Annotated in this window: 11 protein-coding genes; 6 read left to right on the top strand and 5 right to left on the bottom strand. The window is 63.9% G+C overall.

All coding sequences use genetic code 11. From position 1 onward, the window contains the following. Window positions 1–25 precede the first annotated feature (25 nt). From HMPREF2559_RS08320 to HMPREF2559_RS08300, 5 genes are all read left to right on the top strand, one after another. A complete protein-coding gene (locus tag HMPREF2559_RS08320) occupies window positions 26–661 on the top strand; it encodes a hypothetical protein (RefSeq protein ID WP_066509495.1) in 636 nt (211 codons plus the stop codon). 45 nt (window positions 662–706) lie between these two features. Next, entirely contained in the window at window positions 707–1,561 is an 855-nt protein-coding gene (locus HMPREF2559_RS08315) for a hypothetical protein (RefSeq protein WP_066490205.1), read from the top strand. 389 nt (window positions 1,562–1,950) lie between these two features. After that, the gene (locus HMPREF2559_RS08310) at window positions 1,951–4,083 is read left to right on the top strand and encodes a S9 family peptidase (protein ID WP_066509496.1); all 2,133 of its coding nucleotides are present in this window, start codon (window positions 1,951–1,953) and stop codon (window positions 4,081–4,083) included. Window positions 4,084–4,128: 45 nt separating this feature from the next. Next, window positions 4,129–4,806, top strand: coding sequence for a DUF2334 domain-containing protein (locus tag HMPREF2559_RS08305; RefSeq protein ID WP_066490213.1), 678 nt, complete (start codon window positions 4,129–4,131; stop codon window positions 4,804–4,806). Between the two features lie 178 nt (window positions 4,807–4,984). After that, window positions 4,985–5,170: a hypothetical protein gene (locus HMPREF2559_RS08300; protein ID WP_066509498.1), complete on the top strand. Its 186-nt coding sequence runs from the start codon at window positions 4,985–4,987 to the stop codon at window positions 5,168–5,170. 232 nt (window positions 5,171–5,402) lie between these two features. Here HMPREF2559_RS08300 and HMPREF2559_RS08295 read toward each other — a convergent pair whose 3' ends face one another. The 4 genes from HMPREF2559_RS08295 to HMPREF2559_RS08280 form a co-directional block, all read right to left on the bottom strand. Next, window positions 5,403–8,747 (bottom strand): ExeM/NucH family extracellular endonuclease, encoded by a 3,345-nt coding sequence (locus tag HMPREF2559_RS08295; RefSeq protein WP_070540266.1) that lies wholly within the window; start codon window positions 8,745–8,747, stop codon window positions 5,403–5,405. A gap of 283 nt (window positions 8,748–9,030) precedes the next feature. Beyond that, window positions 9,031–10,350: an alpha/beta hydrolase gene (locus HMPREF2559_RS08290; protein WP_083297812.1), complete on the bottom strand. Its 1,320-nt coding sequence runs from the start codon at window positions 10,348–10,350 to the stop codon at window positions 9,031–9,033. Window positions 10,351–10,431: 81 nt separating this feature from the next. Continuing rightward, the gene (locus HMPREF2559_RS08285; RefSeq protein ID WP_066490231.1) at window positions 10,432–11,487 is read right to left on the bottom strand and encodes an alpha/beta hydrolase; all 1,056 of its coding nucleotides are present in this window, start codon (window positions 11,485–11,487) and stop codon (window positions 10,432–10,434) included. A gap of 32 nt (window positions 11,488–11,519) precedes the next feature. Next, window positions 11,520–11,762: a hypothetical protein gene (locus HMPREF2559_RS08280; protein WP_141628561.1), complete on the bottom strand. Its 243-nt coding sequence runs from the start codon at window positions 11,760–11,762 to the stop codon at window positions 11,520–11,522. 376 nt (window positions 11,763–12,138) lie between these two features. Between HMPREF2559_RS08280 and HMPREF2559_RS08275 the strand changes: the two genes are divergently transcribed. After that, on the top strand, window positions 12,139–12,840 hold the full coding sequence (locus HMPREF2559_RS08275) for a PAQR family membrane homeostasis protein TrhA (RefSeq protein ID WP_066490243.1): 702 nt from the start codon (window positions 12,139–12,141) through the stop codon (window positions 12,838–12,840). A gap of 319 nt (window positions 12,841–13,159) precedes the next feature. Here HMPREF2559_RS08275 and HMPREF2559_RS08270 read toward each other — a convergent pair whose 3' ends face one another. Continuing rightward, on the bottom strand, window positions 13,160–14,155 hold the full coding sequence (locus HMPREF2559_RS08270) for an acyl-CoA thioesterase (RefSeq protein WP_066490245.1): 996 nt from the start codon (window positions 14,153–14,155) through the stop codon (window positions 13,160–13,162). Window positions 14,156–14,227 lie beyond the last annotated feature (72 nt).

The following is a 14,227-nucleotide window of genomic DNA, read 5'->3' as shown; positions in this document are numbered from 1 at the left end:
AATGCTCGCTCTCGAAAGGACTCTCATGCTCGACCTCACCCACGCGAGCGTTGCCGTAGGCTGCGCGCTCGCGGTGACGCTGGGCGCCGCCGTTGTACCGGCAGGCGCGCAGGAGACCCAGGGCACCACGAGTATCACGGTGGACGAGGCTAAAGGCACCGTGCCGGCAGACTCCGCCCCGGTGGCGGAGCAGTCACTCAAGGTTGCCTATGCGGATGCCACCATCCACTCGGGTCAGAACCCAGGCTACTCGCTCATGGTCGTTAACCGGCACGGCACGCGCGTGGAACTTAATTCCGGTCGCATCGTTGCCAAGGTCTCGGGCCTTCCTGAGGGCGCGGCTGACACGTACACCGCGTCGGTGATTCAGGGCTTCGCAATCTTTGACAAGATTCTCCTGCCCGAAGAAGTCGGCGCCAGCTACACGGTGACCTTTACGGCGTATACCGCTGCAGGCGAAGTCATCGATACCGCGCAGGCTACGACTAAGGTCATTGATCCACTCGCCCCGCAGCCCAAGCGCACGGGAATCGCGCAGTTCTCCTCCGGCTCCAGCTGGATCGTGGACGGCAAGGCGCAAGGCCCCGTGGTCGATAACACGCAGTACTACCTTGATTACGCGAAGAACCTTCGCCGCACCCTGGGGCTTGCGGACAAGTAGTCTCACCCATCCCATCTTCTCCCTCACAGAAAGCTCTACAACCACATGAATTTCTCTCCTCGCCGCGCACTCGTTGCCGCTGCCGTGTCCGTGTCCCTCGCCGTTACCGCCACTCCGGCTGCCACGGCCCAGTCCTCGCTGCCGTCCCTGCCGTCTGGCCTCGTGTCCGTCAACGGCACCGGCATTGAGAATGGCGCCTTCACCGGTGCTATTCAAAAGGACGGCATCAAGATTCCGGTCACCGGCACGATCGAGAACGGCGCTATCACGGGCCTCAAGGTCGATCCGAACGGCGTCGTGGGCATCGCCGAAGGTGCATTCACGGGTGCCATTCAGAAGGACGGCGTCAATATCCCGATCACGGGCACCATTGAGAAGGACGGCATCACGGGCGTGAAGGTTCAGCCTGGTGGTCTTGTAGGTGTCCAGGAGGGTGCTTTCACCGGTGCTATTGAGAAGGATGGCGTCAAGATTCCGATCACGGGCACCATTGAGAACGGTGCCATCAAGGGGGCCGAGATCAACGTGGACCCGAACGGCATCATCGGCATCCAGGAGGGCGCTTTCAAGGGCGTCATCGAAAAGGACGGCGTCAACGTTCCGATCACCGGCACCATTCAGGACGGTGCGTTTAAGGGCGTGAGCATCGAGCCGGGCGGCGTGACCGGCACCCTTGAGGGTGGCGTGCTGGGTATCGCACCGGGTGCTATCCAGATCAACCCGCAGATCGACGTCGTTGTCGCTGATATCTTCGGCTCCTCGAAGTTCGCGGAGACCGAAGCCGTGAATGTCACCATTCCGCTCATCGGCGTTGCAGCCATCCTCGCGGCCATCGGCTTCGCCATCAACCAGATGGGCCTGCCGCCGGCCATCCTCCGTTCGCTTAACCTCAACCATTAAAACACAGAACTCAGCACCCGCGCCGAGAAATCGGCGCGGGTGCTGTGTCGTCGTGTGCGGGGGTTAGTCGAGCTCAGTGATCTCGCGGGCTGCGCGCTGCAGGATCTCCAGGATGGCGTGCTCGTGCTCGGGGGAGGCGCTTCGTCGGTGAGAAGGGCTTGGCGCACCTGGCCGAGGGCCTGCATGATGGCTGGGTTGCCCAGTTCGCGACGCTCCTGGGGCACACCGTGTGGGCCGCGGAAGCCACGCGCCCCGCGACCGCCGCGCGGACCGTGGGGCCGGGGCCGGGACGGCCAGGGGCGAAGGGGGCATCGGAAGGCTCGGCGTAGGCGGCGAAGAAGTCCTCCCATTCCGTGGCGTGTGCCGGAAGGCGCGTAAAATGGCACGGCATGACTGTAGACCCCTCCCTTGCAGCGCCTCGTGCTGCGCAACATCCCGTGACTCGTTCCTTCCATGGCCGCGACTTCGTCGATGACTATGAATGGATGCGCGACAAGGAATCCCCGGAGACGATTGCGTACCTCGAAGCGGAGAATGCGTACACCGAGGCGCGCACGGAGCACCTTCAACAGCTGAGCGAGAACATCTTCGCCGAGGTGAAGTCGCGCGTGAAGGAGACGGACATGTCCGTGCCCGTCCTGCGCGATGGTTACTGGTACTACGGCCGCACCGAGGAAGGCAAGAGCTACGGGCTGTCGTGTCGCCTCAAGGCCGCCGAGGGCGCGGAGGCGTGGAGCCCCATCGAGCTGCCCGAGGAGGGCGCGCCGGAGGGCGAGGAGGTTCTGCTCGACTCCAACGTCCTGGCCGAGGGGCACGAGTTCTTCCAGGTGGGCGCGGTGGCGCGCAACCGGGAGACAGATGTGCTTGCCTTTGGCGTGGATACCGTGGGCGACGAGCGCTTTGAGGTCTCTTTCAAGGATTTGAAGACAGGCGAGTTGCTCGCGGATCGCCTGGACGGCGTCTACTACTACCTCACATGGGCCGGTCCGAATTACATCTTCTATACGACCGTGGATGAGGCGTGGCGCTCGGATAAGGTGTGGCGCCACAAGATGGGCACCCCGCAAAGCGAGGACGTGCTTGTCTTCCACGAGGAAGACGCGCGCTTTGGCGTGGGTGTGGGGACGACGAAGTCCCGCGAGTTCCTCTTCGTTCAGGTGCAGTCCAAGACCACCACGGAGGCGTGGGTCGTGGGGCTCGACAATCCGGAAGGGGAGCTGCGCCGCCTGTGGGAGCGCCGCCAGGACGTTGACTACGACGTCGACCACGCCGTGGTGGGTGGCAAGGACTACTGGCTGGTCACGCACAATGCGACTGGCGCGAATTACGAGCTGGGTTACTGTCCGGTGGCCTATGGCGCGGATCTGCCGGAGTTCGACCAGCTCACCGTCCTCATGCCGCACGAGGAGACCGTGCGCATTGAAGGGCCGGCTGTCTACCGCGACCAGATCGTGGTGGGCTACCGCCGCGGCGGCATCGGTCGTGCCGCCATCATGGACGTGCGCGAGGGCTGGGGCGAGTTTAAGGAGCTCGAGTTCGACGAGGAACTCTATGAGGTCTCCGTGGGCGGCGCCCCGGATTGGGAGGCGGACGTCCTGCGCGTGGGCTACACGTCGTATACGCAGCCCTCGCAGCTGTTTAATTACCGCGTGACGAGCGGCGAGTACAAGCTGCTCAAGGAACAAGAAGTCCCGGGTGGCTACGACGCGAGCCAGTACGTCGCGCACCGCGAGTGGGTCACGGCCCCGGATGGCGCGCAGATTCCCGTGTCCATCGTGCGCCGCGCGGACCTGGACATGTCGAAGCCCAACCCGACGCTCCTCTACGGCTACGGTTCGTACGAGGTGTCCATGGATCCGTACTTCTCGGTCTTCCGCCTCTCGCTCATGGATCGCGGCGTCATCTTCGCCGTGGCCCACGTGCGCGGCGGCGGCGAGATGGGTCGTGCCTGGTACGACAACGGCAAGCTGCTGCACAAGAAGAACACCTTCACGGATTTCATTGCGGTGGCGGACGACCTCATCGCCCGCGGTGTGACGGCCCCGGAGGTGCTCGCTGCCGAGGGCGGCTCCGCCGGCGGCCTGCTCATGGGCGCTGTCGCCAACATGGCGCCGGAGCGTTTCCGCGCCATCCAGGCGTCTGTGCCCTTCGTGGATCCGCTCACCTCCATCCTCATGCCGGAGCTCCCGCTCACCGTCGTCGAGTGGGAAGAGTGGGGCGACCCGTTCCACGATCCGACGGTCTACGACTACATGGCGAGCTACGCCCCGTACGAGAACGTTACCGCGCAGAATTACCCGGACATTTTGGCGCTCACCTCGCTCAATGACACGCGTGTGCTCTACGTCGAGCCCGCCAAGTGGATTGCCAAGCTGCGCGCCACGGCCACCGGCGGCGAGTTCCTGCTCAAGACCGAGATGGTCGCCGGTCACGGCGGCGTCTCCGGCCGCTACGCCCAGTGGCGTCAGGCCGCGTTCGAGTACGCGTGGACCATCAACAAGATCACGGGGTTAACCGCCTAGCCTCTCGCCGCGCGGCGTGGCGCTGTGCGTGCGATAATAAGCGGCATGCACGGCGTTCTCCTGGTTTCGATTTCTAGTATTTTCGACGACACCCGGAAGTACGCGGAACATCTCATCGCGGAGCTCGACCGCGACGACATTCCCGTCTCTCTCCTTGTCGCCCCACACATCGATGGCAATTGGCACTTGGCCAAGGACCACCGCATGCAGCATTGGTTGCGCGACCACGCCGAGGCCGGACGCACGCTCATCCTCAACGGCTTCGACCAGGCCGTCCAAGGCCGCCGCGCCGAGTTCGCGAACCTGGAGGCACACGAGGCCCGCCTGCGCCTCAAGGGTGCTACCCGCCAGATGGCCAAGATCGGCTTCGAGCCCACCATCTTTGCCGCCCCGCGCTGGCGCATGTCCCCAGGCACGCTCGAGGTCCTGCCCGAGTTTGAGTTCCAGCTCGCCTGCTCCTCCCATGGCCTCCACGAGCTGCCCTCCGGCAGGCTTCATCAGACTCGCAATCTCTCCTTCGGCGAGGGCTTCGGCGCTGCGAAATGGTGGCGTCGCAACATCATTCGGGCCGCGGAGCGCTCTGCCCAGCGCGGCAACACCGTCCGCCTTTCGGTCTCCGCACGCAACCTCGAGGACCGCAAGGTCCGCGCGGACTTCCTGCGCGCCGTCGACAAAGCCGCCGCAGCCGGGGCGAGGCCGGAGAGCTACAGCATCTTTCTCTAGGCGCGAGTATATGTGCGGACATGTCACGGAACCCATTGAAGTTCTACCTCGATAAGTCCTCCCCGCAGACCTGGAAGTCCGCCATCGCTTTCACCCGGGCCGTCGGCGAGGAGGCCCGCGCGGCAGGCGGAGCGACGAGCTCATCGAGCTCATTAACCTCCACACAAAGGTCGCACTCATGCTGACCGAAGCCGCCACCCAGCCTTCCGATGCCCCCTCCCGCGACTTTGCTCAACTCTTCGCCGCCGCTCCTCTCACCGACGCCCAATTCGCCGCCGTCGAGTGGGTGGCGATTGCCATGAACGTGACCAATCGCGTCTCGATCCCGTCCCATCACTTCGTCAAGGAGCAGTCCTTTGAGTAGCACCGAGCCGAATCCCCAGGAGAAAGCCTGTGACGGCCTCTCCGACGGCGTCGACTACGGCCTGCGCATCGTCGCGGTGTCCCCTACGCGAAGTCATGGCTGACCCAAGCACCCCGACTACCAACAGCGTGTGGATAAGACCGAACCCCGGCACCTCGCGGCCGTGGGGATTTAACGCACGAAAACGACGAAAGGGCCCCACACACAACCGGGGCCCTCTCTGCGTTGTGTGCTACATCTTCAGATTCTTAATGGCCATGCGTACCGGCGCAGGCAGCGTCTGCAGTGCGCTGTCCGGAATCTGGCCGAAGACAGCCGCCATGAACGGGAAGGCACCCACGAGCGCCAGCACCGCGAGCACAATGCCGACGATGCCGCCCGTGCCCAGGCTCGAGGCATCCGCGCCGTCCGCGTCCTTGCCCGGCGTGGTGTCCTTGTCCGTCTCCTCGTCGCCGGCTTCCTTCGTCACCTGGCCCGAGACCTTGACGTTCTGCTGCGTGCCATCGGTGAAGGTCACCGTGAGCGAGCCGTCCTCGTTGGCCTCGATGCTCTCGATGCCGCGACCGTCCTTGCCGTTCTTACCGGCGGCGCCATCCTTGCCATTCTGTCCGTCGGCGCCATTGGCACCATCCTGACCGTTCTGGCCATCAGCGCCGGTCTCGCCCTTCTGGCCGTCGACGCCGTCTTTGCCGTCCGCGCCGTCGCGGCCAGGCTCACCCTTCGGGCCCTGGGTGTTGCCGACAATCTCGGTGGTGCCGTCAGAGTAGGTGACTTCCAAATCGCCGTTGTCGAGGACCTGAACCTTAGTCACGGAGCGGCCGTCTTTGCCGTCGGTACCGTTCTGGCCATCCTTGCCATCGACGCCGTCGGCGCCGTTAGTGCCATCCTGTCCGTCTTTGCCGTCTTCGCCATCAACGCCATTCTTGCCGTCGGCGCCGTCCTTGCCGGGCTCGCCGCGGACGGTGCCGAGGTTCTGTTCCGTGCCGTCGGTGTAGTAGACGATGAGCTCGCCGTCGACGATCTTCATCTCCTTGACACCGCGGGCATCGGAGGTGGTGTCATCATCCTTCGGATCGTCGTCCTCCGAGGGAGCCGTAGCAGAGAGCGAGAACCCAACCTTGACCGGGTCGTGATCAGAAGCGCGGAACGGGGAGTTGTCGTAGAAGTCCACCACGTTGTAGTTGCGGCGGGAGTACTCGAAGGCGACGGACTCGTCCGAGTTGATGTTCCAGACCTGGGCGTCAGAGACCTTGCCGGAGGCAACCTCGTTGGCCAACACGTGGTCGAGGCTACCGAGGAGACCGTCGAATTGGTAGGACGGATCGGCACCGTAGGTCTCAGCCGGGACGGTGTAGCCGTTCGCGCGGAAGACGCCGAGGGCCTGCTCCATGGTGTAGGTGTTGAGGTCACCCATGACGAAGGTGGCCTTGCCCTCCCAGTCCTTCTGCTTGGCAAGGTGATCGAGCACAGCCTGCGCCTGAGCGTTGCGGACGTTCGGGTTGTTGCCCTGGCCGTCGCCGGAGTCAGCGTCGCCCTTGGCGACGGACCCCTTGGACTTGAAGTGGTTGGCGACCGCGACGAAAGTTTCCTTCACGTTCGGATCAGTCGCCGCGAATTCCTGGGCGAGCGGCTCGCGGGCGGTGCCGGTGAAGCGGTCATCGGTGAAGATGCGGGACTCGCCCACGGGCTTGACGCGATCCGGGTCGTAGATAAACGCGGTGCGAATGACATCGCCCTTGACCGGGACATTCGACGGGGACTTCACATACTCCCAGTTACCGCCTGCGGCGTTGAGGGCTTCGGTCAGTGTCTTCAGAGCGTTATCGCGCTGGTTGATGTCGCCGGTGACGGCGTAGCCGTTTTCGATCTCGGACAGGGCGATGACGTCAGCGTCGAGGCCGTTGATGGCGGCGACGATCTTGGCCTGCTGGTCAGCCAGGGCCGAGGCGGTCCACGCGCCACGGGTCGTGCCGCGGTTGACGGTGACCGGGTTGCCGTCCTTGTCCTTGTGGCTGGTGCCGCCGAACTCCTCGCCGAGGGAGACGAAGTAGTTAAGGACGTTGAATGCGCCGATAGTGTAGTCACCCTTGACGTCTACGCCGCCCTCGATGGCTGCGCGGGAATCTTCCCAGGAGATGGGCAAGTCAGCGCCAGAGGTGTTGCCGGTAACCGGTGTGGTGGGCTCGAAGCGCCAGGCGTCGTGCGAGTAGTGAACGACGACGGGGTGCTGGAACTCGACGTGGTCCGTGGTGCGCAGCGACTTGATGGTCGAGCCGCCGTCCTGCGAGATGTAGGGCAGTGGGGTCTCCTTGTCCGACTGCATGTAGTTCTTCGTGCGGGCGTCGTCGAGGATGACGAGGCGTTCTTTGTTGGACGCAGCGAGCTTCTGCAGATCGGAATTCGGTTCTGTGGAGGGCTCGTAGATATCCGACGGCTGGCGCAGGTACTCGGTGCCGCCGTTGAGGCCGACCTCGCCGTAGGTGGTGAGCGCGTAGTTATTCGTCACCGTGTGGGTACCGGGCTGGACGAGCATGCCCTCGAAGGGCTCGCGGGCTGCATCGCCGGCTGGCAGCTCATCGATAACGAGCGGCGTGACGGCAGGCAGAGCCTCGGCGAGCGAGGAAATCTCAGCAGCGGTGATCTGCGTGGCGTTGAAGAACTCAGAGACCTTGCCGGAGACCTGGACAGAAGCGCCGAGCTCCGGGTAGTCCGTGCGGGAGCCCATGTAGACGAAGATGCCGTGGGAGGCGTCGCCAGCAGCGGGAACCTCGGTGCCGGTGCCGCCGGTCTGGATGGTGAAGCCGTTGAGGCCGCCTTCCTTCCATACTGCGGTGACGACGCCCTCGGTCGTCACAGTCTGATCAACGAGCGGGGATGCGGCGCCCGTGCCCTGGATATCGGAGATGGGCGTGATGGCCGCCGGGTCAGCGGGGGTGGTCGGATCTGTGGGGTCAGCCGGAGTCTCGGGGTCGGTGGGATCGGCAGGATCTGTCGGGTCGCTCGGCACGGAGCCGGAGTTCTGCGGCGTGGGGGCGCCCGCGGTGAAGTCCGCGGCGTTGTTGTCGGTGTCTGTGCCTGCGGCATCGCGGGAAACCGACTGCGAGTTGGAGGCGCCAGCGGCGGGGGAGCCCTCGTTGAGGGTGGCCGAACCGTAACCGACGGTGTCGACGGCGGTGCCGGCGGCATCGGCAAGCTGGACCGTGCCGCTTGAACCAGCCATGTTGAGACCGGCGTCGGCATCCGGGGTGGGCAGCGCGGTGGTGCCGCCGTTGCCCTGGCCGCCCTGGATGAGGAAGTAGCCGCCAGCAGGGATGGTGCCGCTGAGGGTGGCCTTGCCGCCGGTGCTGCCCTTGCCGGAGAAGTACTCGACGGTGTAGCCGGAGAGCTCGATGTCTGCGTCGGTGGGGTTGTAGAGCTCGATGAAGTCGTGCGTGTACGTGGCGCTGGAGTTTCCGCCACCGCCGTAGGCCTCGGAGATGACGACCTGGGAGCCGTCCGTCGCGGCGTGGGCTGGAATAGTGGCGAGTGAGGAGACGAGGGCAGCGATAGCCAGCGTGCCAATGCGGCGAGAATGCATAAGAATCCTTGAGTTCGATGAGGAGAGAAGCGAATGGACAGATAGCATTAAACGCGTAAAAGCATCGTGGTGAAACTACAAATTTCGCCTTCACCTGGCAGTTTATTTAGCGCTTTAACAATGTTCTCGCAGTATTTACTTAGTGGTCACTTCATGAGGGCGGGATGGGGTGCCGGGATGCGGACAAGCTGAATGAGAACGGCACGGCTCGCGGAGACAAGCCGTGCCGTTGGCCTGATGCCATGGAGTTCAGTGGTCGTAGACGACCACTGTTCAGCCGCGGTTACTTTAAGTTGAGGGCCGGGGCGATAGTCGACTCCCACGCGGCGTGCAGCTCTCGCTCGAACAGCGCGTACGAGTGTGCGCCAAACGTCGTGTGAAAGCGCTCGACGTGGACGCCGCGCGCCTGGGCCGCACGGGTGAAGTAGTTCGAGGTGACTTGGGAGACTGCCTCGAGGGTAAGCCCCCACGTCCAATTGCCGCCAAATTCCTCTGCGGTGGGGATGCCATAGGCGGTGCCCACGAAGACGTCGGTATTACGCAGCGCCGCTGGGTCGTAGGAAGGGTCATTGAGCTGCCACGCATCGCTGCTGGACAAGCCGAAGGCGTCGACGGAGCTGCCCTCCGAGCCTTTGAGGATGCCTTGGCTGACAATGCGCCCCAGGACGCCGGAAGTCGCGGGAAAGCCGGAGAACGATGCTGCCGCGGCGAACCGCTCGGGGTTTTCCGCCGCAATGTGCAGCGCGGGGCCGCCGGACATAGACAGGCCAGCAATGGCATCCTGGCCGGTGCCATTGAATTCTTCTTGGACGACGCGGGGGAGTTCCTCGCCGAGGTACGTTGCCCATTGATTGCGGCCAGCAGGCGAGTTCGTGTTTTCCCAATTGACGTACATCGACGCGCCGCCGCCGATGGGGGTGACGACGTTGACCTGCTTATCGGCAAAGAATTCTTCGTAATCAGTCTCCGTGTGCCAGTTGGCACCGCCTGCACCGCCGTCAGCGCCGGACATGAGCACGAGCGTCGATGCTGGGGTGTCGGTCTGCGGGGCTCGCAACAAAAGATTGGTGACGATGCTCTGATTCGCCGGTGACCAGACATCGATCTCGACGAGGTTGCCTTCGACGGGGCGGGTGTCGAGCAGGCGCGGCTCAGGGCCGTAATCGACAGGGGAAGGTTCGCCTCGATCCTCCTCACTGGATAGCTGAGCCGTGGCAAAGGAGTCTCCACTCGACGAGCTGCTGGCCCTGTTGCTGGAGAGTCCTTTGAATGCCGGGACAGAACTACCCAGCCATTGTCCATCTGAGCTGCCGTCACCTGAGCCGAGGGCGTCAGGTAACTGGGCGGAGCCACGGGGCGCGACGAGGGGATCGCCTAGGCGTGAAGAGCCAATGGAACTGAGGGCAGAGCCATCGGAAATGGCCACCGAGCCTTCGGTGGCGGTGCGTGCAGATTCGCTGTCGGCACTGCCTTCGGTAGAGGAGTTCTCTGCGGATTGTGCGGGAGCGACGGCGGGGTCGCTCCACGATGTGACGAGGAGCGAAGTGATGGCCGCGGCGATGCACAGCGCACGCAGGCGGGCGGAGGCGGGAGAAACGGTCATGGCTTCACCCTAGTGGCCTGGGTCACGTCCAGGGGCGTTTTCGCTCTTGTGTCTGCGCGACGCTGTCCTCAGATGGGGTCTTTAGAGATTCGCGGCGCCGATAGCGCGTGCGATGGTTTGAGCCCAGCTCACCTTCATCTGGTGGGAGAAAAGACCAAAGGAATGAGAGCCCTGTGGCGTGTAATAGCGGTTGACGTCGAGCCCGGCGCGGCGCGCGTTATCGGCGAACTGCTGGGTGCAGCCGTTAGCGACGATTTCGACCTCGGCGGGACCGAATGCCTGGCCAGCGGTGGAGCTTAAGTTGCCGATGCCGTCAGGGCCGCCAGGTTGGCCGGAGGCGGAGGCGACGAAGACCTTGACGCCGCGCAGACGATCCAGGTTGGTGTTGGGATCGTGCTCGCGCCACGAGGCATTGCCGGGCATGCCCCACGCGTTAAACGAGGAGCCGCCGCCCAAGGCGATCATGGCTGTGGAGATTGTGCCGCCGTAGGCGCCGGAACGAATGGGGCAGCCGGAATACGAGGCCGCAGCAACAAAGCGGCGCGGGTTATGGCCTGCGATGTCGAGCGCCGCGGCGCCCGTGGAGGATAGGCCGCCGATGGCGTCGCGGCCGGTTCCATGGAATTCCTTGTCGATGAGCGGAGGAAGCTCCTGCGTCATGTAAGTGTTCCACTTGTTGACGCCAAGGATGGGATCCGTGGAATCCCAGTCCGTGTAGAGGGAGTATGGACCGCCCAGCGGCATGACGACGTTGACGTTCTCATTGGCGAACCAGCTCTTGACGTCGCTGTGCGACATCCAGTTGAGGCCTGCCTGGCCGCCCTTGATGCCGGGCAGCAAGTAGAAGGACGGTCGCGGCTGGTCACCCGGAGGCAGCAGGACGTTGTTGTCGACGACGGCGCGGTTGGCTGGGGACCACACGCGCACCTTCCAGTGGTTGCCGTTTACGTGTTTCTTCGAGACGATGAACGGCGTATTACCAAGCCACGGCTGCGGGGCAGCGGTGCCCGGCAGTGACGACCCCGGGGCAAGGGGGGCGGCCTGAGCCGGAGCTGCGAACCCGGTGACGAAAACGGAAGCTGCCAAAGTGGTGGCCGTCAGGGCGGTGGCGGCGACACGAGAGAGAGAAAGTCGCATTCATTAATCATAACTTTTCTTCATTCGAGAAACTAGTTGAGGAAGGGGGCGACTACCGCTCCGCACGCGCGTGGAACGTGAAACCCGAACGAAAAGTGGGTGACGTATGCCCCGAGCGCAGGGCCAATGACCTTTGTCCAGGATTTGCCAAGGGCGTCTTTGTAGTACGGCCAATCGTGAATGCCATAGGCATCGCGGTCATAGGTGACGTCGACACCCGCGCCACGTGCCTGGGCGACGAAAGGCTCGTTGGTGAGGCGTACGAGGTACTCCATAACGCCGTTCCAGAACATGCCGCGTTGGTCGGTGTCGAAGCCGTCTTTTCCAGGCGGAGCCGGAATAGAAGTAGACCTTCGTATTCTTGAGCTTGTCCACGTGGAGGACCGCCGTGTAGCCAGACCGCGACGCAATGGCGATGTACTTATCGAAATAAGCCTCTGCGATAGTGAGGGCCGGTGCGCCGGAGGCCGAAAGGCCCGCGATGACGTTCATGTTAACGACGAGAATCTCGCGGGTGCGCTGGGCAAAGAACTTACTGTGTGAGAGCAATTCGACTGGGCGAGAGGGCCTGCCGCTCGCTCATGCACGGTGTGAAGGCCGGCTGTGGGGGAGTGGTGTTCTGGTATGGTTACGGTGGCGTAGGTTAACTGAATGGGAGGCACCACGATGGACAAGGGCCTGATTACCCGCACGTATGTCATGGCTGACCGCGGCCAGCGGCCAGCGGGGCGTGGATGGTTCCACTTCGGCGCAGCTATCGCAGCACTCGTGGCCTCGACGGTCCTTGTTACCTTCGCGTGGATGCGCGTGCCGTGGGGCGCGGCTCTGGGTGTGACGGTGTACGCAGTGGGACTCATCGGGTTGTTCGGAGTTTCCGCCGCGTATCACCTCGTGCCTTGGGGCAAGGTTTCTACCGTGGCGTGGTGGCGGCGCGCAGACCACTCGACCATCGCGGTGTTTATTGCTGCGACTTACACGCCTCTGCTATGCATTGCGGTAGACAACGCGTGGTGGTTGCTCGTCATCGCGTGGATAGGCGCCATCGCTGCGGTGGTGCTGAATCTCGTGTGGATTTCTCACCCGCGGTGGCTCGACGTCGTGGTCTACCTGGGGCTGGGGTGGCTCGTTGTGCCGCTCATTCCGCAGTTGTGGCGCGAGGCGGGCCCAGCAGTCGTGTGCCTGCTGTTCGCCGGAGGAATTATCTATTCACTCGGCGCGCTCATTTACGGCTTCAAATGGCCTGGGCGCAACGCCCAATGGTTCGGCTACCACGAACACTTCCACACCGCGACGGTGGCCGCGGCTATCGTGCACCTCGTCGCTGTGTGGATGGTCGTCGTGTCAGCGGCCTAGCGTGCTGACCGCGCTGGCTGCCTCATGTGCGGCAGCCGCTATGTGCTTGGGATGTTGACGGACCTGAAAATGCCGAACTTGTCCTCGGCCTGGCCGTAGACATCGCCCCACTGCTGTTTGCCCATCGGCAGGACGACGCGGCCGTCCTTGGCCAGAGCTTCGAACCAACCGCGCGCGGTCTCAATGTCCGTGGCGTCGCCGCCGAGGACCTCGTGGTAGAACGTGAAAGCCTCACGCGTGGTGCCGTCGAAGAAAAAGATAGGGCTCGATGGTCGCGTGCTGTTCTGGCCCAGCCTATGGGAAAGGGGGCATCGGAAAGCTAGTCGATGTGCTGAACTTTCGGCGCCACGATGAGCGGCTGTGGGGAGTACTTGCCGCGTAGGCCACGCAGGATGTGGGCGTGCTCAGCCAGGCGAATGTCCTCTTCGGTGCGCGGGGTGAACTGGCGGGCGCCAAGGGGCTGCCAGTCGTTATCGATGGCCATGTAGGACACCGTCGCGTGGATGGCGGTCTTAAGGTTCGTGCGGCCTTCGGCAGGCGCGCCGGAGCGTACGTGGACCGACAGCTGCATGGTGCGGGTATCCGTGACCATCATGCGGGCGTCGACCTCGATGAGATCACCGATGGAAATGGGACGGTAGAAGCGAATGCCGCCCGCGTACGTGGCGATGGTCTGCTCGCCGGACCACTCCATGGTGCACGCGGTGCCGGCCTCATCGATCCATTCCATGGCCGTGCCGCCGTGGACCTTGCCGCCCCAGTTGACGTCCGTGGGCTTGGCGAGGAAGCGGTTAACCATGCGCGGGGCATCCGAGGGCCCGTCGTAGGTCTGCGTGTCCATCTCTGCCTCGATGGCCTTGCGCAGCTCGATGCGGGACTTCGCGGCGGCCTCGACGCGCAGCTCGTCATCCGTCTGGGGTACGAAAGAGGGCACTGGGGTCGGCTTGCCCGTCGTCGGGTCTTGGGCCACGAAGATGACGAGGCAATCGCATGCGCGGGTGAAGAAGCCGTCACGCGGGTCGGCGGAGAGCACCTCGTTGACGATGTGCATGGAGGTGCGGCCCGTCATTGCAATGCGCGAGCGGACCTCCACGATGTGGCCGGAGGGGATGGGGCGCGTGAAGTGGATGTGGCCGACGTAGGCGGTCACGCAGTACGTGCCGGACCACTGCGCGGCGCAGGCGTAGGCGGCCTTATCGATCCATTCGAGGACGCGGCCGCCGCCGATGCCTTGGGCGCCCGCGATAAGCAGGTCCGTGGGCGCAGCCATAAAGCGCAGTGTGAGGGATGGGGACGGGGTTTCAGCGTTAGCCATGTCACTACCTTAAGGTTCGTGGATCACATTCGCAGGCAAAGGGTATAAGTCGTCGCGACGGGTCTACAATCC

It is taken from the genome of Corynebacterium sp. HMSC072G08, assembly GCF_001809185.1.
GTDB lineage: Bacteria > Actinomycetota > Actinomycetes > Mycobacteriales > Mycobacteriaceae > Corynebacterium > Corynebacterium phoceense.
Note: the sequence above shows the minus strand (reverse complement) of the source record. Positions and strands in the feature narration are given on the sequence as shown.

Excerpts from the sequence above, each read along its gene's own strand:
- HMPREF2559_RS08320 (WP_066509495.1), top strand. The coding sequence starts at position 26 with ATGCTCGACCTCACCCACGCGAGCGTTGCCGTAGGCTGCGCGCTCGCG.
- HMPREF2559_RS08315 (WP_066490205.1), top strand. The coding sequence starts at position 707 with ATGAATTTCTCTCCTCGCCGCGCACTCGTTGCCGCTGCCGTGTCCGTG.
- HMPREF2559_RS08310 (WP_066509496.1), top strand. The coding sequence starts at position 1,951 with ATGACTGTAGACCCCTCCCTTGCAGCGCCTCGTGCTGCGCAACATCCC.
- HMPREF2559_RS08305 (WP_066490213.1), top strand. The coding sequence starts at position 4,129 with ATGCACGGCGTTCTCCTGGTTTCGATTTCTAGTATTTTCGACGACACC.
- HMPREF2559_RS08300 (WP_066509498.1), top strand. The coding sequence starts at position 4,985 with ATGCTGACCGAAGCCGCCACCCAGCCTTCCGATGCCCCCTCCCGCGAC.
- HMPREF2559_RS08295 (WP_070540266.1), bottom strand. The coding sequence starts at position 8,747 with ATGCATTCTCGCCGCATTGGCACGCTGGCTATCGCTGCCCTCGTCTCC.
- HMPREF2559_RS08290 (WP_083297812.1), bottom strand. The coding sequence starts at position 10,350 with ATGACCGTTTCTCCCGCCTCCGCCCGCCTGCGTGCGCTGTGCATCGCC.
- HMPREF2559_RS08285 (WP_066490231.1), bottom strand. The coding sequence starts at position 11,487 with ATGCGACTTTCTCTCTCTCGTGTCGCCGCCACCGCCCTGACGGCCACC.
- HMPREF2559_RS08280 (WP_141628561.1), bottom strand. The coding sequence starts at position 11,762 with ATGGAGTACCTCGTACGCCTCACCAACGAGCCTTTCGTCGCCCAGGCA.
- HMPREF2559_RS08275 (WP_066490243.1), top strand. The coding sequence starts at position 12,139 with ATGGGAGGCACCACGATGGACAAGGGCCTGATTACCCGCACGTATGTC.
- HMPREF2559_RS08270 (WP_066490245.1), bottom strand. The coding sequence starts at position 14,155 with ATGGCTAACGCTGAAACCCCGTCCCCATCCCTCACACTGCGCTTTATG.